This window comes from Baekduia sp., assembly GCF_035996765.1.
Taxonomy (GTDB): domain Bacteria; phylum Actinomycetota; class Thermoleophilia; order Solirubrobacterales; family Solirubrobacteraceae; genus Baekduia.
In genome coordinates this window covers 19,247-40,405 of the sequence record NZ_DASYJG010000061.1, presented here as the reverse complement: position 1 = coordinate 40,405, position 21,159 = coordinate 19,247, and the positions used below count along the sequence as shown (strand labels likewise).

At 71.7% G+C, this 21,159-nt stretch carries 15 protein-coding genes and 1 riboswitch; of the genes, 11 read left to right on the top strand and 4 right to left on the bottom strand.

Annotation, left to right across the window (positions count from 1 at the left end):
* Positions 1-31 precede the first annotated feature (31 nt).
* From VGO10_RS13660 to VGO10_RS13625, 8 genes are all read left to right on the top strand, one after another.
* Positions 32-1,963 (top strand): hypothetical protein, encoded by a 1,932-nt coding sequence (locus tag VGO10_RS13660; RefSeq protein ID WP_327469202.1) that lies wholly within the window; start codon positions 32-34, stop codon positions 1,961-1,963.
* Positions 1,964-2,043: 80 nt separating this feature from the next.
* A complete protein-coding gene (locus VGO10_RS13655) occupies positions 2,044-3,288 on the top strand; it encodes a hypothetical protein (protein ID WP_327469200.1) in 1,245 nt (414 codons plus the stop codon).
* A 7-nt stretch (positions 3,289-3,295) separates the two neighbouring features.
* A complete protein-coding gene (locus tag VGO10_RS13650; protein WP_327469198.1) occupies positions 3,296-3,541 on the top strand; it encodes a hypothetical protein in 246 nt (81 codons plus the stop codon).
* 74 nt (positions 3,542-3,615) lie between these two features.
* Positions 3,616-4,848: a hypothetical protein gene (locus VGO10_RS13645; RefSeq protein ID WP_327469196.1), complete on the top strand. Its 1,233-nt coding sequence runs from the start codon at positions 3,616-3,618 to the stop codon at positions 4,846-4,848.
* Positions 4,845-8,312 (top strand): DNA polymerase III subunit alpha, encoded by a 3,468-nt coding sequence (locus tag VGO10_RS13640; protein WP_327469194.1) that lies wholly within the window; start codon positions 4,845-4,847, stop codon positions 8,310-8,312. The genes VGO10_RS13645 and VGO10_RS13640 overlap by 4 nt, the downstream gene beginning before the upstream one ends.
* 115 nt (positions 8,313-8,427) lie before the next feature.
* Positions 8,428-8,925: a c-type cytochrome gene (locus VGO10_RS13635; RefSeq protein ID WP_327469192.1), complete on the top strand. Its 498-nt coding sequence runs from the start codon at positions 8,428-8,430 to the stop codon at positions 8,923-8,925.
* Positions 8,926-9,148: 223 nt separating this feature from the next.
* A riboswitch (cyclic di-AMP (ydaO/yuaA leader) is annotated at positions 9,149-9,295 on the top strand.
* A gap of 10 nt (positions 9,296-9,305) precedes the next feature.
* Positions 9,306-9,941: a hypothetical protein gene (locus tag VGO10_RS13630; RefSeq protein WP_327469191.1), complete on the top strand. Its 636-nt coding sequence runs from the start codon at positions 9,306-9,308 to the stop codon at positions 9,939-9,941.
* A gap of 211 nt (positions 9,942-10,152) precedes the next feature.
* Positions 10,153-11,490 carry a glutamine synthetase family protein gene (locus VGO10_RS13625; protein WP_327469189.1) on the top strand — a complete coding sequence of 446 codons (1,338 nt, stop codon included), beginning with the start codon at positions 10,153-10,155 and terminating at the stop codon, positions 11,488-11,490.
* Here the strand turns inward: VGO10_RS13625 and VGO10_RS13620 are convergent.
* The gene (locus tag VGO10_RS13620) at positions 11,487-13,529 is read right to left on the bottom strand and encodes a thioredoxin domain-containing protein (protein ID WP_327469186.1); all 2,043 of its coding nucleotides are present in this window, start codon (positions 13,527-13,529) and stop codon (positions 11,487-11,489) included. The two genes, VGO10_RS13625 and VGO10_RS13620, sit on opposite strands and share 4 nt — an antisense overlap.
* A gap of 11 nt (positions 13,530-13,540) precedes the next feature.
* Positions 13,541-15,460: an alpha/beta hydrolase gene (locus tag VGO10_RS13615; protein WP_327469184.1), complete on the bottom strand. Its 1,920-nt coding sequence runs from the start codon at positions 15,458-15,460 to the stop codon at positions 13,541-13,543.
* A 57-nt stretch (positions 15,461-15,517) separates the two neighbouring features.
* Here VGO10_RS13615 and VGO10_RS13610 point away from each other — a divergent pair, with 57 nt between their 5' ends.
* From VGO10_RS13610 to VGO10_RS13600, 3 genes are all read left to right on the top strand, one after another.
* Positions 15,518-15,910 (top strand): Rid family detoxifying hydrolase, encoded by a 393-nt coding sequence (locus VGO10_RS13610; protein ID WP_327469182.1) that lies wholly within the window; start codon positions 15,518-15,520, stop codon positions 15,908-15,910.
* Between the two features lie 8 nt (positions 15,911-15,918).
* Positions 15,919-17,160 carry a threonine ammonia-lyase gene (gene ilvA, locus VGO10_RS13605; RefSeq protein ID WP_327469180.1) on the top strand — a complete coding sequence of 414 codons (1,242 nt, stop codon included), beginning with the start codon at positions 15,919-15,921 and terminating at the stop codon, positions 17,158-17,160.
* Between the two features lie 144 nt (positions 17,161-17,304).
* Entirely contained in the window at positions 17,305-18,510 is a 1,206-nt protein-coding gene (locus tag VGO10_RS13600) for a ParB/RepB/Spo0J family partition protein (RefSeq protein WP_327469178.1), read from the top strand.
* A 528-nt stretch (positions 18,511-19,038) separates the two neighbouring features.
* Here the strand turns inward: VGO10_RS13600 and VGO10_RS13595 are convergent.
* Positions 19,039-19,785 carry a 3-oxoacyl-ACP reductase gene (locus VGO10_RS13595; RefSeq protein ID WP_327469176.1) on the bottom strand — a complete coding sequence of 249 codons (747 nt, stop codon included), beginning with the start codon at positions 19,783-19,785 and terminating at the stop codon, positions 19,039-19,041.
* Positions 19,786-21,156 (bottom strand): aldehyde dehydrogenase family protein, encoded by a 1,371-nt coding sequence (locus VGO10_RS13590; RefSeq protein ID WP_327469174.1) that lies wholly within the window; start codon positions 21,154-21,156, stop codon positions 19,786-19,788.
* Positions 21,157-21,159 lie beyond the last annotated feature (3 nt).

Here is a 21,159-nt window from a genome sequence, read left to right as displayed (position 1 = left end):
CGGCCTGCACCCCGACGGCTACTGTCGCGCCATGGCAGGCACGGCCGTCACCGAGCCGCCGCCGCCGCGGCGGCTGCGCATCGCGCGCAGCATCACCATCCGCCCGTGGACGGTCCTCACGGGACTGTTCTTCGGCGTGGTCCTGGCCTTCTACTTCTGGACGGCCGTGACAAGCACGCCGATGCACTTCGACAAGGCGGGCAGCAGCAACTACGGGTTGATCGCCGATGCTCTGCGTCACGGTCAACTCGCGCTGCGCATCAAGCCGCCGCAGGCGCTGCTGGATCTGCCGAACCCGTATGACCCGAACGCCAACGCCCAGTTCCGCAACGCGGGGCTCCACGACCTGAGCCTCCACAACGGGCACCTGTACGCCTACTGGGGGCCGACGGCGGCGATCGTCCTGTTCGCGCCGTTCCAACTCATAGGCATCGAGATCCCGCAGAGCCTCGCGGTCGTCCTCTTCGGCTTCCTGGGTTTCCTCTTCTCGGCGATGGCCCTGCGCTTCCTGGTGCGCCGGTTCCTGCCCGACACCCCGCGCTGGGCACTTGCGGCGTCGACCGTCTTCCTGGCCTTTGCCAACGGCATGCCCTTCGTCCTGCGAAGGCCCTCGTTCTACGAGGTCGCGATCACCTGCGGGCTGTGCTTCGCGATGCTCGGCGTGTGGCTGCTGGTGACCGGATGGTTCGGGCCGCGGCCGTCGCGGCGCCGGCTGGCGGCCGCCAGCCTGGCCTTCGGGCTGGCGCTCGACTCGCGCGCGACGCTCGGCGCGCTGGCCATCGTCCCGCTGGTGCTGGCGCTGGTCGCCTGGCGCCGCGCGGCCTGGCCGGAGGGTCTGACCCGGCGCCAGGCGGTCATCGCGCTGACGGTCCCGTTTGTGGCCTGTGGCCTTCTGCTCGCGGCCTACAACGCCGCACGATTCGGCTCACCGACGGAGATCGGTCAGAAATACCAACTGGCTGGCCTCAACCCGGCCGACCTGAAGACGTTCGACCCGGCCTTCATCCCGTCCGGGTTGTTCCTGTACCTGCTCGCGCCGCCCCGCCCGATGGCATTGTTTCCCTTCATCCAGCTGTCGTGGCCGCCGACGCTGCCGTGGGCGACGCCGGACGGCTTCGACTACACCGAGGCGACCGGCGGGGCGCTCATCCTCGCTCCACTGTTTCTCTGGATCCTGCTGTTGCCGCTCGTCGCCCGGCGCATGGTGCCGGAGCTGCGCCGGACCGTGATCGGGCTGGTAGCGGCCGGTGCGGTCATCGTGCTGGCGATGTCCTTCATCTTGGCGGGCACGACGCAGCGCTACGTGGTCGACTTCATGGCCTTGCTCTCGCTGCCGGCGCTGCTGATCTGGCTGGCGACGTTCACGCAGGCCAAGCGTGGGAGCTGGCGCCGCCGGCTGGGGGCTGGCAGCGGCCTGCTCGTCGTGGTGTGGGGCTCGTTGGCCGGGATCGCCCTGGGCTTCACCGGCTACTACAACTTCCTCGAGGCCAACCACCCGAAGCTCTACCACCAATTGGAGGACACGTTCGCCCCGATCTCCGCGCTGGAAACCCGGATCGCGGGGCGCGCGGTCATCGGGACGGTCTCCTCGCCCTACGGCTCCGGTCCCGGCGCGAAGACGTGGGGATCGCTGGGAGACGGTGAGGGCGCGAACTTCTATGTCTCCCCGATTCCGGCGGTGGCGGTCGTCACGCTGGCGGTGCCGCGCGCGGGCACCTATCACCTGCGGGGGGTGATCGGCCCCGGATCGGGTGCGGTCGCCGGTGCCGCACCGGTGGTGACGGTCGGGCACGCGGGCGAGCCCAGCCGCTCGTTGAAGGTCACGGCGGCGGAGGGCATCGATGTTCCGTTGAAGCTGAAGGCCGGCGTCTCGCGGATCGTCTGGTCGGCCACGGCGAAGCGACTGAGCAGCCCGCTGGTGATCGGGGTTCAGAGCCTGGCGATCACCGGTCCGGACGACTGATCGTCTGCCGGAGACGCTCCGGTTGTGACTGAATTCCGGGGTGAGATGGGCTTGCTCCGGGCTACACAGGATGCGAACATGTGTTCGCATTGATCCTCGCCGTCCTCCTCTCCCGTTTCGAGCTCGTCATCGCCGCCGGCGGTCGCGAGGTCCTCGCGCGGGGCCCCGCGGCGTTGGCACCCGAGCCCGGGCGTGAGCAGCGCGTCGGCGAGGTCTCGCCGTCAGCCGAAACCTTCGGCGTGCACGCGGGGATGCGCCTCGGCGAGGCGCTGGCGCGGTGTCCGTCGCTGGCGCTGATCCCACCGGATCCGATGGGCGTCGCCGATGCGTGGGAGAAGGTCGTCGCGCGGCTGGAGTCCGTTGGCGCGGCGGTGGAGAGCGAGGCGCCGGGGCTGGCGTTCTTCGATGCGGCGGCGCTCGGGCGCTTGCACGGCGGGCGAGAGGCGAGTGATCCGGCGGCGGCGCTGCGGGCGCGGGCGGCAAGCGCTCCACCGCCGTGGTTGGCCGGCGTCGTGGCGGCGGTGCGCGTTGCGTTGCGACTGCCCGCGCGGATCGGCGCGGGGCCGTCACGGTTCTGCGCGCATGCGGGTGCGGTGCGTGCGCGGTCGCGTCGAGCTGAGCTGGTGGATGGCGCCGCGGGCCTGGCTGCCGAGCCGATCACGCTGTTGCGGCGCCGGCCGGAGGTCGAGAGCGTCGTCGAGCCCTTGTGGCGTCTGGGGATCACAACGCTTGGACAGCTCGCGGCGCTGCCGCGTTCGGTGGTCGCCGATCGCTTCGGCCGGACGGGCGAGCGCGCGCATGATCTCGCCCGCGGGCGTGACGACGAGCTGCGTCCACGGGTCCCGGGAGAAGTGCTGGAAGAAGTCCTGGAGCTGCCGGAGGCGGGCTCCGGAGCGCAGGTGGAGCGCGCGCTCGTGCTGCTCGTCGACCAACTGCTGGCGCGGCGCGAGCGTCGCGGTCGCACCTTGCGCGTGGTCGTCCTCGGCGCGCGATTGGTCGAGGGTGGGACGTGGCGTGAGCGGGTCGTCTTTCGTGAGCCGCTGGCCGACGCGGTCCGCATGCGCCTCGCACTCGGTCAGAAGTTGGTGTTGTTGCCGGCGCCGGCCGAGTCGCTGCGGCTGGCGGTCGAGCGCTTCGGGCCTTCCGGCGCAGGTGCCACGGCGCTGTTTGAAGATGGCTCGGCGCAGCGGACGACCCGGATGCGCGAGGCGATTCGCCAGGCGCGCGCGGTTGCGGGCCCAGGGGCTGCGCTGCGCGTGCTGGAGGTCGACCCGGACTCGCGGGTGCCGGAGCGCCAGACGGTGCTGGCGCCCTACGAGCTGTAGCCCTGCCGTGAACGGCCCCCGGCGGCTCAACCTGCCCCTGCCCGCGACCGTCCGGGCCGACGAGCGCGGGCGGCCGCTGGCGGTCGACGGTCGCGCGGTCGATGCCGTGCGCGAGTCGTGGCTGGTCGAGGATCGCTGGTGGACCGACGCGCCGCTGCGGCGGCGCTACTGGGAGGTCGTCACGACGCGCGGCGACCTGGTCGTGCTGTTTCGGGAGTTGGATCGGGTGGGAGGGTGGTACCGGCAGCGCTGAGCCTGCGCGCCGCCTGCGCAGTCTCGTGACGAACGCGTCTGGTCTCGTGACGGCTTGGGCGGAAGGGTGGAGCCATGGCTCTCCACGACCCGCGCGCGCATCGCCAGCGAGGCCAGGCGTCGGTGGAGTGGCTGGCGGTGGTCGTGCTCGTGGCGGTGATGCTCGGCCTTGGGGCGGCGCTGGCGCAGGCAGGGTACGTGGGGCGGCGGGTCACGCGCGAGCTGGCGCGGGCGATCTGCCTGGTCGGGAGCGGCGACTGCCGGCGCGATCAGGAGCCGTGCGTGGTGGGGTCGCAGGCCAACCAGCAGGGCATGACGGTGCACCTGCTCTTCTTCCGGCTGGGCGAGGACAAGCTGGGGGTGGTCGAGGAGCGCTCGGACGGGACGTTCGCCGTCACGCTGGAGGACGGGATCAAGGGCGGTCTGGAGGGGACGGGCGGGTTGCACGCGGGGGTGCGCATCGGCACGTTCGGGGTCTCGCTCGGCGGCGAGGTGACCGCCGCGCTGCTGGCGCGGCTGGGGCGCGGGCGGACGTGGATCGTGGGCTCGCGCGCCGAGGCGCAGCGGGTGCTCGCGCAGGAGGGCGACGGACGGCCGCCGGACGTGACGTCGGGGTCGGGGACGTGGGCGTCGTCGGTCGATGCTGCTGTGGGGGTCGAAGGCTTGGGGAGTGCGATCGACGTGGTGCAGGCCGGGATCGCGTTTGACCGTGCGGCGGGTTGGCGCGTCGACCGGCGGACTGGTCATCGCACCGCGTACGTGCAGGCGTCTTCGGCGGGGTCGGCCACGGTCAACGGCCGCGGCGTGCTCGGGCTGGCAGACAACGGTCAGGAGACCTACGCGGTCGAGTACGACGAGACGGAGCGCCCGGTCGACCTGCGCGTGATCGCGGCAGGCTCCTTTGCCGGCTCGCGCGATCTTCCGGCGGTGGTCCAGCCGGTGGCCGGTCTGCTGGAGACGGGTGCCGGCGAGGATGAGCGCGACTACGAGGTCACCGGCCACCTCGATCTGACCGACGCGGGGAACCTCGCGGCCGCGCGCGAGCTGCTGAACGCCATCGCGAGCCGACGTGCGACGGCGGCGCCCGAGCAGGCGCTGCGCCGGCGGATCGATGAGCACGGCACGGTGCAGGCACGCGTTCTGGCGACCCAGAGCAAGGAGCGCGGCATGAGCTTCGACTTCACGGGCGGGCCGGGCAGCTTCAGCGCTCAAGCGCAGATCCAGCGGCGCTCGCAGCAGGTGCTGGCTGCGACCTCACGCGGGCTCGACGGGCAATGGATCACGCGGACCGACTGCGTGGCGGCATGATCGACGGCGTCGACCTCGTATGCGAACATGTGTTCGTGTCCTACGTCGAGCTCCACTGCCATTCGGCCTTCTCGTTCCTGGATGGCGCCTCGCTGCCCGAGGAACTGGTCGTGGCGGCGCTGGAGCGTGGGCATCGGGCGCTGGCGTTGACCGACCACAACTCGGTCTCGGGGTCGATGGAGTTCGCTCAGGCCGCGACATCGCTGGGATTGCGCGCGATCCATGGAGCGGAGGTGGACCTGGTCGACCCGGGAACGGCGCACGCGCAGCGCGAGGGCGCGGTGCTCGGCGACGCCGAGCAGGCGGCGCGCTGGACGCGGCACGTCACCCTGTTGGTTCGCGACGCGCGCGGCTGGCGCAACCTCTGCCGGCTCCTCACGCGGGCGCACGCGCGGACGCGCGAGACGCCGGGCCGGCGGCGCGTGCTCGCGCCGATGCTGACGGTCGCCGATCTCGCTGCGCACACCGATGGCCTGGTCTGCCTATCGGGCTGTGCCGATCGCGGCGTCCACGACGAGCCGACCGCCCGCGCGCTGCTGGCGGCCTTCGGGCGCGACGCGTTCCGGATCGAGCTGCAGCGTCCGTTTCACCGTGACGACCGAGCACGCAACCGGGATCTGGCCGAGCTGGCCGGACGGCTCGGGGTCCCATGCGTGGCGACGGGCAACGTCCACGCCCACGAGCCGGCGCGTGCGCGGCTGCAGGACGTGTTCGTGGCCGTCCGCGAGCACACGACGCTGGATGCCTCCGAGCCGCTGCGACGCGGCAACCACACGCACGTGCTCACGACGCCGGCAGCGATGGCGGCGCGCTTCGAGGGCCATCCCGAGGCGGTGGCCGAGACGGAGCGCCTGGCCGCCACGTTGGTCTTCGACCTCACCGCCGACCTCGGCTACCGCTATCCGGGCGCCGGGGAGGACGGGACTGACCGCACGCTCGCCGAGGTCTGCGCCGCGTCCTTCGACACGCGCTACCCGGCGGGCAGCGTCCTGCGGCCGACTGCGACGGCGCGGCTGGACCAGGAGCTGGCGCTGATCCGCGACCTCGGGCTGTCGGGGTTCTTCTTGCTGCATCACGAGATGCTCGAGCTGGCGCGCGACGTGGCGCGGGAGGTGCGCGGCAACGCCGCGGCGCGCAGCCTGCTGCCGCCGGGTCGCGGGCGCGGCTCCTCGGTCTCCTCGATCGTCTGCTACCTCACGGGCCTCTCGCACGTCGATCCCATCGCCAACGACCTTCACCTCGGACGTTTCCTCAATGAGGAGATCACGTCGTTGCCCGACATCGACCTCGACTTCCCGCGGGATGTGCGCGCGGTGCTGATCCCGCGGGTGCATGAGCACTTCGGACAGGAGAAGGCGGCGCTGGTCGCGGCGTTTCCGACCTACCGGGCGCGCGGTGCGATCCGCGAGCTGGGCAAGGCTTTGGGGTTGCCACCGGGAGAGATCGAGCGGGTCGCACGGTCGTCGGAGGCGTTCTCGGCGCAGACCGTGGACAAGGACATCGCCGTGGCATTGGGCAAGGGCCGTCAGGCCGAAGGCCGCTGGCGCTGGCTGGCCGAGCTGGCCGCCGAAGCCCATGGCCTGCCGCGCCATCTCAGCCAGCACTCGGGCGGGATGATCGTCGCGACGCGTCCGCTCATCGACTGCTGTCCCGTCGTGCCCGCCGCAATGGAGGGACGGCAGATGGTGATGTGGGACAAGGACTCCTGCGGGGACGCCGGCTTCTTGAAGATCGACCTGCTCGGGCTCGGGATGCTGTCGGCCGTCGAGCGCTGCGTGGAGATGATCGCCCTGCGCCGCGACGAGCGGGTCGACCTGTCGCGGATCGCGATGGACGACAAGGCGACCTTCGACTGCATCAAGAGCGCCGACACGACGGGCGTCTTTCAGATCGAGAGCCGGGCGCAGATGGGCTCGCTGCGCCGCACGCGCCCCGGGACGCTGGAGGAGCTCACGATCCAGGTGGCGATCGTCCGGCCCGGGCCGATCGTCGGCGGCGCGGTCAACCCCTACATCGAGCGGCTGCAGCGGCTGCGGGTCGATCCGGACTTCGAGGTGCCCTATGACCACCACTCGCTGGAGCCCGTGCTGAAGGACACGCTTGGGACGATCATCTTCCAGGATCAGGTCATCGAGGTTGCGGCGGCGTTCGCGAAGCTGTCGCCAGGTGAGGCCGAGGGGTTGCGCAAGGCGATGAGCCGCAAGCGCTCGGCGGCGGCGATCGAGGCCTACCACGAGCGCTTCGTGCAGCAGGCGATGCAGGCGTGGCCCGATGTCGACGAGCAGCTCGCCGAGCGCGTGTGGCACATGGTCAAGGGCTTCTCGGGCTTTGGCTTCCCCAAGGCCCATGGCGCGGCGTTCGGCCTGCTGGCCTACCAGTCGACCTACCTGCGCGTGCACTACGGCCCCGAGTTCCTGGCCTCCCTGCTCGATGAGCAGCCGATGGGCTTCTACCCGCCCGACGCGCTGGTCCACGAGGCGCAGCGGCGCGGGATCGCGGTGCTGGCGCCCGACGTCAACCACAGCGCCGTGGGATGCACGGTTGTAGATGTCGACGGCGCGGCTGCGGTGCGGATCGGGCTCGCCTACGTGATGGGCGTGCAAGCCGACGACGTCGAGGCGCTCGTCGCCGAGCGCGAGGCTGCCGGGCCGTTTCGGACGGTCGAGGAGCTCGCGTCGCGCGCTGGGGTGGCCCGCCCCGCGCTGGAGCAGCTCGCGTGGTCGGGCGCGTGCGATGCGCTGGCGGGCGGCTCGCGGCGGCGCGCGCTGTGGGAGCTCGGGGTGGCGGCGCCGGGCAAGCGGCTGCTGACGTCGGTGACGGTCCCGTCCGGACGGCGGACGCGCGCCGACCTGGGGACGCAGCTTGCCTTGCCGCTGAGCGTGGGGGAGGCGCCGGCACTGCCGGGTCTCACCGGGTGGGAGGCGATGATCGCCGACTACTCGACCACCGGGCTGACGACGGCCGAGCATCCGCTGGGCCTGCTGCGGGCCGAGCTGCGCGCGAAGGGGATGGTGGCCAACGGCGACCTCAAGCGGCTGGGTCACGGGACGGCGGTGCGGCTCGGCGGGCTGGTCGTCGCGCGGCAGCGGCCGGGGACCGCCAAGGGCGTCTGCTTCCTGCTGCTGGAAGACGAGACGGGAACGATCAACCTGATCGTGCCGCCGAAGGTCTACGAGCGCGACCGTGTCGTGGTGCGCGCCGAGCCGCTGGTGGTGGCCGAGGGCGTGCTGGAGCGCCATGCGTCGGCGGGCGGGGCGATCAACGTCGTCTGCCGGCGGCTGGTGCGCCTGGACGCCAGCGGCCATCTGCAGGCCCGGCCGGCAGCCGACGTCGTCGAGCTGGTCCGCGAGGAGGCGCAACGGGCGGCGGTCGGCGAGGGCGAGGAACTGGCCGCGACCGGCACCGGGGACTTCCGTGCGGTGGCGCCGGCGGCACAGAGCTTCGCGTCGGGACGGCGACGATGAGGGGCTCGAAGGCGCTGGTGGGGACGGTTGCTGCGGCCCTCGCGGCGGCCGCCGCGGTCCGGGGTCAGAACCAGGACTTGCGCTGGGGACCGGGTCACCGGATAGGGTGCCGCACGTGATCGGCACCCTGGTGTTCGTCCTCGCCTTCCTCGCCATCGGCCTCTCGGTCGTGCTGGCGGCGATGCGGAGCGGCCGGCCCCCCGCGGGGTCGCGCCCTGAGACGCGTGGCACGCGCCGCGCCTGGGGCCTCGGCATCGCGCTCGTCGTCCTCGTGGTCGGCGTCGGCGTGCCGTTGCTCATCCTCGTCTCCAACGGCGAGGATCACGCCAAGCAAGGCGCCGGTGGAGTGGACCTCAACGCGTCTCAGACCACGGGTCGCCAGCTCTTTGCCGAGAAGTGCGCGACCTGCCACACGCTCGCCGGCTCCAACGCCGTCGGCCGCGTGGGCCCGAACCTCGACACGCTCAACGGCGGCGACCTCAAGCCCGCCTTCGTGCTCGACGCGATCGAGCACGGCCGCGCCCGCGGTGCCGGCCAGATGCCTGCCGGCCTGCTCTATGGCGCGGACGCCAAAGACGTCGCGAACTACGTCGCAACGGTTGCTGGTCGGTAGCTGAGGCGCGCTTCGACGCGCCGCGCGTCCGCTCGAACACCTGTCAAGAGCGAATGCGCACGAGGTCGGCAACTCGACTTGAGGTCCTTGCCGGAATGTCAAGGCGGAGATTCCCGCAGGTTGCGGGAACGTTCCGTCCGACGCATGCCTGACTATGCGGTCAGTTGGCGCTTGCCATAACTCTGCGATCTAGCAGGGATTTTCGACGTTGCTACGATGCCGCCGTTCACAACCGCTGAATCCCCGTCCAGGTACGCCCGGGCGAGGAGCGGGGGACCCACGTTGCACTGGGGCGAATCGCATACCGCGTAGCGCCGCTCTTTCGGCGCGAGCCCGTCAGCTAACCCCGTAAGCCCAAGGAAGAGGACTGAGAACACTTCATGCCATCGACGGACGCGCCCAACTGGTGGGCCGACGTGCAGCAGGAACGCGAGGATCTCGCCGATCCGAGCCGTCGCCCGGCCGATGACTGGCTGGGCGAGGACATCGACTTCGCCCCACGCCGCCGCTTCACGACCGAGCGCGACGGGGTCGCCCATCCGCTGCACGGCGTCTTCGTCCCCACTGCGTCGCACGCCCCCGCCCGCGAGGCTGCCGCGACCTCCCGCACCATCGAGCTGACCCTCGACGACGGCCCGACCGTCGCGGCGACGCCCGCGGACGTGGCCCACGAGCTGGCGCACCTCAGCGCCGCCGACGACCCCTTCGCCACGCCGCCCCCGCCGGCTGGCACCCGCCGCACCATCCAGATCAAGGGCCGTCCGGCGGAGCGTCGGCTGCCCTCGATGGCCCAGCGCCACCGCGGCCGAACTGCCTCGGACCGCGTCGGCGCGCGCCCCGACCGCATCGCCCTCTGGGCCGTCGCCCTCGGCGCGATCCTGATCCTGCTCGCGGCGATGACCTCGTCCTCGCAGGCTGCGGTCGCCCATCGCGCGGCCACGGCCCCCGCCTTCTCGGCGCACGTCGTCCACGCCACCGTGCACCACGCGCCGCTGCGCGCGACGCTTCGCCCGTAGCCCGACCACCTTCGGCCACATCGCCTCCGGGGCGCGCGGGACGAGATCCCGCGCGACCCCGGCGCCGATGGCCCACCATCAGCGTCGAGGGACGACTGATGGTCCGTATCCGACCAACAGTCGTCCCTCGACCACCCCGCGGCGTGGCTCGACACATCGGCGCCCAGTTTCCGACCAGCGTGACAGCCCCGATCCTCTAGGGTCCCGGGCCATGAGCGACCAGCCGCGCACTGTGGAGGACGTCAAGGCGATCGTCGAGGAGCACCAGCTCCGCTTCATCCGCTTCTGGTTCACCGACATCCTCGGGCAGCTGAAGTCGTTCAGCATCAACGCCAACGAGCTGGAAGACGCGTTCGAGAACGGCATGGGCTTCGACGGCTCCTCGATCACCGGCTTCAACGCCATCGAGGAGTCCGACATGATCGCTATGCCGGACCCGTCGACGTTCGCGATCCTGCCCTGGCGGCCCGAGGAGCAGGGTGTCGGCCGCGTCTTCTGCGACGTGCTCACGCCCGAGCGCACGCCGTATGAGGGCGACCCGCGCCACGTCCTCCGACGGGCCCTGGACCGCATGCACACCATGGGCTTCGACACGTTCAACGTCGGCCCCGAGCTCGAGTACTTCCTGTTCAAGGACAAGAACGGCACCGAGGTCCTCGACGAGGGCGGCTACTTCGACCTCACGACGCTCGACGCCGGCTCCGACGTCCGCCGCGAGACCGTCATCGCGCTCGAGCAGCTCGGCATCCACGTGGAGTACTCCCACCACGAGGTCGGCCCCTCCCAGCACGAGGTCGACATGCGCTACGCCCCAGCGCTGAAGATGGCCGACGACTGCATGACCCACAAGATCACGGTCAAGGAGTACGCCATGAAGTACGGCTGGCATGCCACGTTCATGCCCAAGCCGCTCTTCGGCGAGAACGGCTCGGGCATGCACACGCACATGAGCCTGTTCAAGGACGGGTCCAACGCGATGTTCGACGCCGACGACCCCTACTTCCTGTCGGACATCGGCAAGGCCTTCATCGCCGGCCAGCTCAAGCACGCCCGCGAGCTGTCCTCGATCTTCGCTCAGTGGGTCAACTCCTACAAGCGCCTGGTGCCCGGTTACGAGGCGCCGGTCTACGTGGCCTGGAGTCGCCGCAACCGCTCAGCGCTCGTGCGCGTGCCGCTCTACCACCCCGGCAAGGAGAACGGCACGCGGATGGAGCTGCGCTGCCCCGACCCCGCCTGCAACCCCTACCTCACGTTCGCCGCGCTGCTGCAGGCGGGCCTGGAGGGCATCGAGAAGGGCTATGAGTTGCCCGAGCCGATGGAGAAGAACCTCTACCACTTGTCGCCCGACGAGCGCAAGCGCCTCGGCATCGAGCAGTTGCCCGAGACGCTCGGCGAGGCGGTCGAGCTGACCGCCGAGTCCGAGCTGGTGCTGCGCACGCTCGGCGAGCACATGTTCAACCGCTTCATCGAGAACAAGCGCCAGGAGTGGGAGGACTACCGCGTGCAGGTCACGCAGTGGGAGCTCGACCGCTACCTGCCGGTGCTCTAAGAGGACGGAGCGAGGAGCTCGCGGAGCTCTTCGACCCCGGTCACTGGCAGCCGGCAGGCGAAGCGCTCGCAGACGTAGGCCGCTGCCGCGCCGTCGACCGGCTCGCGGCCGGCCATCAGCTCAACGCCGTCGCCGGGCGGACCCGCGAGGACCACGCCGGGCCGCAGGCGCTCACGCACGACGGCTGCCAACGCGGCCAGCGCGGCGTCATCGTCGGCGCCCGCCAGCGCCACCTCGTGCCCCGGGCGCACCAGCAGGTCCAGCGCCACGAGCGCATGCGCGAAGGCCTGCGGATGCGGACCCATCAGCGGCGCGACCAGGCGCAGGTGGGAGACCGCGGCCTCCTCGTAGCGCGCATCGCCGGTCAGCGCGCTGAGCCGCAACAGCCCGACCGCCGCCGACGAGGAGCCCGACGGGATCGGCGCGTCCTCGATGTCGCGCCGGCGCACCACCAACTGCTCGTGGTCGCTGGAGGTGGCGAAGAAGCCGCCGCCCTCGGGGTCGGCGAAGCGCGTCAGGACCGAGTCGGCCAGGCCCCGCGCCTCGGCCAGCCAGCGCGGGTCGAAGGTCGCCTCGTACAGCGCGACCAGCGCCTCCAGCAGGAAGGCATGGTCCTCGAGGTAGGCATTCAACTTGCCTTCCCCGTTCTTCCAGGTGCGCAACAGGCGGCCGCCGGTGTCGCGCATCGACCCCATGACGAACTCCGCGGCGTCCACCGCGATGGCCAGCAGGTCCGGCCGCTCCAGGACCGCACCGGCCTCGGCAAAGGCGTGGATCGCCAACCCGTTCCAGGCGGCCAGGCGCTTGTCGTCGAGCCCCGGGCGCACCCGGCCCGCGCGCGCCGTCATCAGCGCGCTGCGGATCCGCGACCGCTGCTCCGCCGGCGGCTTGACGCCGCGCCCCGTCAGCACGTTCAGGGGTGGGTGGGATCCGGTCTGATGGTGGGGGTCAACGAAGTTCCCCTCGTCGGTCACGCCGAGCCAGGCGACCGCGGCGTCGGCGTCCTCGGTCGCGAGCACCGCCCGCAGCTCCTCCAGCGTCCACACGTAGAACTTGCCCTCGACGCCCTCGGAGTCCGCGTCCAACGCGCTCAGGAACCCACCCTCCTCGCCACGCAGCTCGCGCGCGACGAACGCCAGCGTCTCCTCGCAGACGCGCCGGAACGCCGGGTCCCCGGTCATCAACCAGCCGTGCAGATAGGCCCGCGCCAGCAGCGCGTTGTCATACAACATCTTCTCGAAGTGCGGCACCGTCCAGGTCGCGTCGACCGCGTAGCGCGCGAAGCCGCCGCCGATCTGGTCATATATCCCGCCGGCGCTCATCGCGCGCAGCGTCGCGCCCGCCATGTCACCCGCCTTGGCCGCCCACGAGCCGCCGCGCGCGGCCTGGGCCCAGAGCAGCAGCAGCGCCGAGGACGGCGGGAACTTCGGCGCGCCCCCGAAGCCGCCATGCACGCTGTCGAAGGTCGCGCGCAGGTTGCGCACCGCGTCGTCGAGTGGCTCGGTCCCCAACACCACGTCCTCGGGCGCCCGCAGCGCCGCGGTGTGCCCCAGCCGCTCGGCCATCCGCGAGCCCTGCTCGACGATCTCGTCACGTTGCTCGGTCCACGCCCGGGCAACCGCCTCCAACACGCCCGGCCACGGCGCCATCCCGTGGCGCGGCTCCGGCGGGAAGTAGGTGCCGCCGTAGAACGGGACCTGGTCGGGCGTGAGGAAGACGTTCAACGGCCAGCCGCCATGGCCGGTCATCAGCTGCACCGCCTCCATCGCGATCGAGTCGATGTCGGGCCGCTCCTCGCGGTCGACCTTCACGCAGACGAAGTTGTCGTTCATGACCGCGGCGACGGCCGGATCCTCAAATGACTCGCGCTCCATGACGTGGCACCAGTGGCACGCCGAGTAGCCGATCGAGACCAGCAGCGGCCGGTCCAACTCACGCGCGAGCGCCAGCGCCTCCGGCCCCCACGGGTGCCAGTCGACCGGGTTGTCGCGGTGCTGCAGAAGGTAGGGGGAGCTCTCGTGCGCCAGGGCGTTGGCCATGGCGAATGAGGCTATCTACGAGCCAGCAGCGGCAGCCGCGCGAGCGCCTGCTTGACCGTCGGCAGCGACGAGCGCACGGAGGCGGCCGAGCCGATCGTGACCTTCTTGCCGCCCAGCGTGCCGTGCACGGCGCCACCGGCGGTGATCGTCAGCTTGCCGCTCAGCGCGCCGCCGCCGCGGATCGTGACGGTGGCGGTGCGGCTGGCGTTGACCTTCCCGCTGACCACCACGCCGGGCACGTACTGATAGTGGTTGAGCTTGAAGCTGCCGTCGCGGTTGACGGTGGCGTTGCCCGCGCGCAGGCCGCCGACGTGCTTGGGGATCGCGCTCAGCGCCAGCGCGTCGCCGATGATCTGGCGCGCCGCGTCGGCCACGGTCGCCGAGGCGGCGATGATCGTCTTGCGCGACCTGCCGTTGGCGGTGATGGCGCCGAGGCTCGTCGGCGGACGGCGCGTCGGCGAGTACGGGTTCTCGCTCGCCGCGCACGGGGCGGGGACGCCGCCGGCGAAGAACGTCGATAGCGCGCCCTTGGTGCAGGTGCTGTCGGTCGACGCGTCGCTGCTGACGGTCGAGTGGCCGGTGAAGGGCACCTTGACGACCGCGGCACCCGGGATCCGCTGGGCGATCTGCTCGGCGTCTTCAAACGGCGTGCGGAGATCCATCTGGCCGTCGAGCACGAGCGTCCGGACGGGCGGCAGGGGTGCCGCGGCAACGGGCGCCGGCGAGGCGTCGGGCCAGCCGAGGCAGAGCGGGACCGGGCCGCCCTGGAGCGCGGCGGAGGGGGAGAACGGGCCGAGCTGGGCCTTCGGAATCGCCTGCGCCGCGGTGGTGATCTCCTGGTAGCGCTGCTCGGCGGTCGCCGTGCGCGTCCAGGCAAACGGCGCCTCCTCGCAGGTGGTGGCGAGAAAGAGCGCGTCGCTGTCGCCGCCGGTGGCGTCGCTCTGGTGGCGCAGCGACAGGCCGGTGGTCAGCCCTTCGGAGCGCACAGCGAGCCGCAGCAGCGGCGCGCTGTCGCCGCGCAGCGCAGCGCGCATCGAGCCGGGCAGCTCGGCGCGCAGCGTCGGGTTCAGATCACCGGCGAGCAGGATCGACAGCAGGTCGCTCTGGCCCATCGACAGGCTCGTGCGCTTGCCCGAGGAGAGGACGACCTTGCCACGCAGCGCGCTCTTGCGCAGCTTGGCGGCGAGGCCGGTGAGATCGCTCTGGACGCTGTCGGTGGCGCCCCTGCACGCCTTGGCGGCGCAGAGGTCACGCAGCACGCGCGGCGCGTCGCTCAGCGTCGACCGCTGGAACGGATCGGGGCCCTCGGGCAGCACGACGCTGTCGAGGACGAGCGCCTCGACGTTGTTGGGGTAGGCCGCGGCGTAGTCCTCGGCGACCTTGGTGCCGTAGCTGACGCCGAAGAGCACGAGCTTGTCGTAGCCGCCCGCCACCCGCAGCGCCTCGATGTCGGCAACGGTGTCGGCCGTGCGGTAGAAGCCGCGGGCCGGGCCGAGCTCGTTGGCGCAGGTCTGCGCGAGCTTGACGATGCTGCCGCGCTCGCCCAGCGCCTTGCAGCTCAGCGCGCCCGAGGCGCCGGTGCCGCGCTGGTCGAAGAGCAGGAGGTCACGGTCGGCGATCGCGGGCTGCATGACCTCGGCGAAGGTCTGGGCGAGCGGCAGCGCCGCCTGGCCCGGGCCGCCGGCCAGCGGGACGACCGCCACGCGGTTGGGGTTGGTCGCCGCCGGCACGCGCTCGACCGAGAGGTTGACCGTGCCGGGAACCACGTTGCCGCGGTCCAGCGGCACGGGGAAGCCGGCGCACTGGAAGCCCGCCGTCGGACAGGCCGTCCAGGCGATCTCCGCCGACGCCGCGCTCGCGCCTAGCGCGGCCGTCAGCACGCCGGAGGCGGCGATCAGCAGGGAGAAACGGCGGAGGCGACGGGCGGACATGAGGCGCGGACGGTAGCGTCCGTACGCGACCAACGTCGAAGGAGAACCGGAAAACCTATGTCAGCCGACCGCCAGCCGATCACCGCTCCGGACGCCCCCGCCGCCGTGGGTCCCTACAGCCACGCGGTGCGCTCCGACGGCTTTCTCTTCCTATCGGGGCAGACGCCGCTGGACCCGGCGACCGGCGTGTTGGTCGCCGGCGATGTCGGCGAGCAGACACGGCAGTGCCTGCGCAACCTGGAGGCGGTCTGCACGGCCGCCGGCGCCTCGCTGCGCAACGCGGTCCGCTGCGGGATCTTCGTGACCGACATGGGGACCTTCGGCGAGGTCAACACCGCCTACGCCGAGTTCTTCCCGGACGCGCCGCCCGCGCGCTCCACCGTCGGCGTCGCGGCGCTCCCGGTCGGCGCACAGGTCGAGATCGACGCCATCGTCGCGCTGGGCGACTGAGCGCCGCGATGGCGGGCACGACCGACGCAGCGCCTGTCACCGCCGCCGACGTCGTCGCGGCGCAGGCCGCGATCGGCGACGTCACCCGGCACACGCCGGTCCTGCCCTCGGCGACGCTCAGCGAGCGCTGCGGCGGCGACGTGCTGCTCAAGGCCGAGTCGCTGCAGCGCGCGGGCTCGTTCAAGATCCGCGGGGCGCTGAGCAAGCTTCACGCGCTTGGCGACGGCTGCGCGCGCGGCGTCGTCTGCGGCAGCGCGGGCAACCACGCCCAAGCGCTCGCGCTGGCCGCCCAGGCGCGCGGCGTGCCGTGCGAGGTCTTCATGCCCGACGGCGCGCCGATCGCCAAGATCGAGGCGACCGCGGCGCTCGGCGCCCGCGTCGTCATCGGCGGCGCGACGGTCGACGACTGCCTGGTCGCGGCCCATGCCCGCACCGAGGAGACCGGGATGGCCTTCGTCCATCCCTTCGACGATCCCGACGTCGTCGCCGGCCAGGGCACGCTCGGGTTGGAACTGCTCACCGATCTGCCGGAGCTCGCGACCATCGTCGTGCCGGTTGGCGGCGGTGGGCTGGCCAGCGGCGTGGCGATCGCCGTGAAGTCCGCGCGGCCCGACGTGCGCGTGATCGGCGTGCAGGTCGAGACCGTCGCGTCCTTCCCCGCGTCGCTGAAGGCCGGCAGGCCGGTCGCGGTCAGCGCCGGGCTCACGATCGCCGACGGCATCGCGGTCAAGCGCCCGGGGGAGCTGACGCTGGGGCTGATCGACCGCTGGGTGGACGACATGGTGGTCGTCGGCGAGGACGTCGTCGCCGACGCGATGGTCTTGTTGATGGAGAAGGCCAAGCTCGTGGTCGAGGGCGCCGGCGCGGTCGGCGTCGCGGCGCTGCTCGGCGGCCAGGTGGTGCCCGCGCAGACCGGCACGACCTGCGTGATCCTCAGCGGCGGCAACGTCGACGCGGGCCTGCTGGCGACGATCGCCCGCCGCCACGAGACCGAGGCCGGGCGGCGCATGGTCCTGCTCACCCGCGTCCCCGACCGCCCGGGCGCGCTGGCCAAGCTGCTGGAGAGCGTCGCGGTCGCCGGGGCCAACATCGTCGAGGTGTCGCACCTGCGCGAGGGCATCGGCCTGCACGTGCGCGAGACCGGCGTGCAGCTGACGATCGAGACGCGCTCGCGCGAGCATGCGGCCGCGGTGGTGGACGCGGTGCGTGACGCTGGCTACGGCGTGTCGCGGTACCCGGACGCCAACTGAGCGCGTCGAGGGACGAGTTGTGGGTCCTCAGGACCCACAACTCGTCCCTCGACGCGCCGTGGGCGCCGGTTTCGCGCTCGTTGCGGGCAGGGTGGCGCGGCGGCCGGCCGGACCGCCAGGAGGTGTGCTTGCATCCGGCAGCTCATGTCCCAGGTCGACAAGCTCCAAGACGCTGAAGAACACGTCGCGCGGATGCGCGAGGAGGCCGCCAAGACGGCTCGCGAGGAGCGCGAGGAGGATCTCCGGCGCGCCCCGCTGGCCGACACGGCGACCAAGGCGCACACAAGCGTCACCGTGCCGCTCTCGCAGGTGCGCACGATGGTCAACATGCGCACCGGCGCGCTGCCGGACCTCCACGAGCTGGCCGTCTCGATCAAGGAGGCGGGGCTGTTGCATCCGCCGCTGGTGCGCGCCACCGGCGAGGACGACGTGCCCTACGAGCTGCTCGCCGGGCGCCGGCGCTTCGGGGCGATGGGGCTGCTCGACGAGGCCGAGGGACCGCGCGACGGCGGCTGGCGCTTCACGCTCGTCGAGGGCATCACCAAGCGCGAGGCGCTGACGATGCAGTTCGCCGAGAACTTCCACCAGGCCAAGCCGGAGCCGGTGCAGTTCGCGCGCGCCGCGCGGGCGATCATGGCCGAGGACCCGTCGCTGACGGCCGCCGGGGTCTCGCGCCTGGTCGGCGCGCCGCTGACCTGGACGCGCAAGTCGCTCAAGCTGCTCGACCTGCCTGACACGGTCGTCAAGCGTGTAGAAGAAGGTGACTTGTCCTTCACGGTCGCCGACATCGTGCGGCGCGGCATCGCGCGGGGTGACGTGTCTGCTGAGGAGGCTTCTGACCTCGTCGAGCAGGCGACCAAGGGCGAGATCAGCACGGCCGGGCTGAAGCTCGGTGTCGGCTACGTGCCGCCCAAGCCCAAGAACTACGAGGAAGAGTCGCGCAAGCTCGACGAGGCGCGGTGGGCGGCGAATCGGGAGAACGGCCTCGCTCGTGACCGCGACGCCGAGCAGCGCGACTGGGAGTCCTCGGGCGGTGGGGAGCGGCCGGTGGTCGAGTCCAGCGCGCCGCGGATCGTGGCGTCGTTTGGCCCGGACCGCGAGGAGTCCGAGCCCGTCGAGGTTGCCGTCGAGGATCTCGACGCCTACATCTTGGGCTTGGTGCTGTCGCGGGTCGCAACCGCTGAGCATCGCTCGCATTTGGGTGTGGACGGCGGCCACGAGGCGACGCAGGAGTACGCCTTCGGCCTGCACCCGGACCGCCGCCTCGAGGTGCTGCGCGCGCTGAGCGCCGAGATCCTCGGCTCCGACCCGCTGCCGCCCAAGGCGCTGCGGGCGCTGCTGCCGGCGTAGGGCCTGGGAGCGGCGGGTCGGTCGTCGTTGGCGCTCGGCGCGGGCGTTGGCCGTGGTGCGCTGCGTGGGTCTGTCGGCACCGAGGGGAGTGAGCGGGTCGGCTGTCCGGTGCGCTGGCTCGTCGTCCGCGAGCGCCCGGGAGGGTGGGCCTGTTTGCGGACGTCACGCGTCCGCAAACAGGCCCACTTCCGTCAGCCGCCGCACTCCGCGAGCGGGTGGGCCTCTTTGCGGCCGGTATGCGTCCGCAAACAGGCCCACCCTAGGTGCGTTGCGTCGATCGCACCTTGACCGTCATATGCGCGGTCGATGTGCGATCGAGTTCACGAACGACACCGAACCCGCGATATGCGCGGGTTCCGTGTCGTCGAGTGTGTTTCGCGGCCGAATTGCCTGCCCCGGCGCTGGCGGACGACCCCGGGGCGGCGAGCTGCCACTCCCGCTCACTCCCTCGGTGCCGCCACACCACGTTACGCGCCCGCGGCCAACGCTTGCACTGGGCGCCACTCGTGTTTGCGCCACACCGGCCCACTACTCCGGCGTCACATACGCCCCCGACAGCCCGCCGTCCATCAAGAACGTCGACGCCGTCATGAACGACGACTCGTCCGACGCCAGGAACAGCACGCCGTTGGCGATCTCCTCCGCCGTGCCGAAACGCCCCATTGGCACATGCACCAACCTCCGCCGCGCCCGCTCGGGGTCCTTGGCGAAGAGCTCTTGGAGCAGCGGTGTGTCGACCGGGCCGGGACACAACGCGTTGACGCGGACGCCCGACCGCGCGAACTCGACGCCGAGCTCGCGGGTCAGGGCGAGCACGCCGCCCTTGGAGGCGGTATAGGAGATCTGGGAGGTCGCCGAGCCCATCACGGCGACGAAGGACGCGGTGTTGATCACCGATCCGCCGCCGCCCTCAAGCAGGTGCGGGATCCCGTGCTTGCAACACAAGAACACCGACTTCAGGTTGACGTCCTGCACACGCTGCCAGGCCTCGAGCGTCGTCGCCAGCACCGACGTGTCATCGTCGGGGGAGATGCCGGCGTTGTTGAACAAGATGTCGATCCGCCCGTACTGCTCGGCGACCTGGGCGTACATCTGCTGGACGGCGAACTCCTCGGTCACGTCGACCGACAACGCCAGATCGCCCGGTGCGCCGTCCAATAGGTCGACGCCGACCACCATCGCGCCCTCACGCTGGAAGACCTCCACGGTCGCGGCGCCGATCCCCCCGGCCGCGCCCGTGACCACCGCGACCTTGCCCTCGAGTCGACCCGACACTCAGTTCCCTTCGGTGTTGTAGAAGATGGTCTTGACCTCGGTGTAGGCGTCGGTCGCATGCGGCCCGAGCTCGCGGCCGTACCCGGACTGCTTGAAGCCTCCGAACGGCGTGGTGACGCGCACCGAGCTATTGGAGTTGATGGACAGGTTGCCGCTCTCCAGGGCCCGGGCGACGCGCAACCCCTTCGCGCCGTCCCGGGTCCACACCGAGCCGGAGAGCCCGTAGATGGTGTCGTTGGCGATGCGGATCGCGTCCGCCTCGCCGTCGAAGGGCACGATCACAGCGACCGGCCCGAAGATCTCGTCGACGACCGCGCGGTGGTCGAGGGGCACGGGCCACAGGACGGTCGGCGGAAACCAGAAGCCGGGACCGTCGGGGACCGACCCGCGAATGGCCACCTCGGCGTCACCGTCGACGAACGAGGCGACGCTGTCGCGTTGCGCCGCTGAGATCAAGGGCCCCATCTCGGTCGCCGCGTCGAGCGGGTCGCCGACACGGATCGCGCGGACCGCGCCTTCCAAGTGCGACAAGAACTCATCCACCGCGCTGCGCTCGACCAGGATCCGCGAGCGCGCGCAGCAGTCCTGGCCGGCGTTGTCGAACACAGCGCCCGGCGCGGCCCTCGCCGCCGCCTCCACGTCGGCGTCGGCGAAGACGACGTTAGCCGACTTGCCGCCGAGCTCCAGCGTCACGCGCTTGATCGTCGCCGCCGCGCCCGCAGCGATCGACACGCCCACCGCCGTCGAGCCCGTGAACGCGATCTTCGCCACGTCCGGATGCTCGACGAGCCGCTGCCCGCACGTGCGCCCCGGCCCGACCACCACGTTGACGACGCCCTCGGGCAGTCCCGCCTCCAGCGCGAGCGACGCGAAGCGCAGCGCCGTCAGCGGCGTCAGCTCCGCCGGCTTCAACACCACCGTGTTGCCCGCCGCCAGCGCCGGCGCCATCTTCCAGCAGGCGATCGCCAGCGGGAAGTTCCACGGCGTGATCAGCCCGACGACGCCCAGCGGCTCGCGGACCGTGAAGGCCATGCCGCCGGCGACCGGGATCGTCTCGCCAAACGGCCGCTCCGGCGCGCCCGCGAAGTAACGGAACGTCTCGATCGCCATCCCGATCTCGCCACGCGCCGACGCGATCGGCTTGCCCGCGTTGCGCGCCTCCAGCAGCGCCAGTTCCTCCCAAGCGCCCTCCATCGCCTCGACCACCCGCCGCAGCAGCCGGGCCCGGTCGGCCGGCGCGACCGCGCGCCAGCCTGGATAGGCGGCCTTGGCCCGCGCGACGGCCGCGTCGACCTCGGCGACGCCGACGCGCGGGACCTCTTGCAGGAGCCGCTCGGTGGCGGGCTCCAGCACTTCGAGAACGTCGGTCACGTG

Bases quoted from the DNA above. Each gene is read 5' to 3' on its own strand.
- VGO10_RS13660 (WP_327469202.1), top strand. From the start codon at position 32: ATGGCAGGCACGGCCGTCACCGAGCCGCCGCCGCCGCGGCGGCTGCGC.
- VGO10_RS13645 (WP_327469196.1), top strand. From the start codon at position 3,616: ATGGCTCTCCACGACCCGCGCGCGCATCGCCAGCGAGGCCAGGCGTCG.
- VGO10_RS13640 (WP_327469194.1), top strand. From the start codon at position 4,845: ATGATCGACGGCGTCGACCTCGTATGCGAACATGTGTTCGTGTCCTAC.
- VGO10_RS13630 (WP_327469191.1), top strand. From the start codon at position 9,306: ATGCCATCGACGGACGCGCCCAACTGGTGGGCCGACGTGCAGCAGGAA.
- VGO10_RS13625 (WP_327469189.1), top strand. From the start codon at position 10,153: ATGAGCGACCAGCCGCGCACTGTGGAGGACGTCAAGGCGATCGTCGAG.
- VGO10_RS13620 (WP_327469186.1), bottom strand. From the start codon at position 13,529: ATGGCCAACGCCCTGGCGCACGAGAGCTCCCCCTACCTTCTGCAGCAC.
- VGO10_RS13615 (WP_327469184.1), bottom strand. From the start codon at position 15,460: ATGTCCGCCCGTCGCCTCCGCCGTTTCTCCCTGCTGATCGCCGCCTCC.
- VGO10_RS13610 (WP_327469182.1), top strand. From the start codon at position 15,518: ATGTCAGCCGACCGCCAGCCGATCACCGCTCCGGACGCCCCCGCCGCC.
- ilvA (WP_327469180.1), top strand. From the start codon at position 15,919: ATGGCGGGCACGACCGACGCAGCGCCTGTCACCGCCGCCGACGTCGTC.
- VGO10_RS13600 (WP_327469178.1), top strand. From the start codon at position 17,305: ATGTCCCAGGTCGACAAGCTCCAAGACGCTGAAGAACACGTCGCGCGG.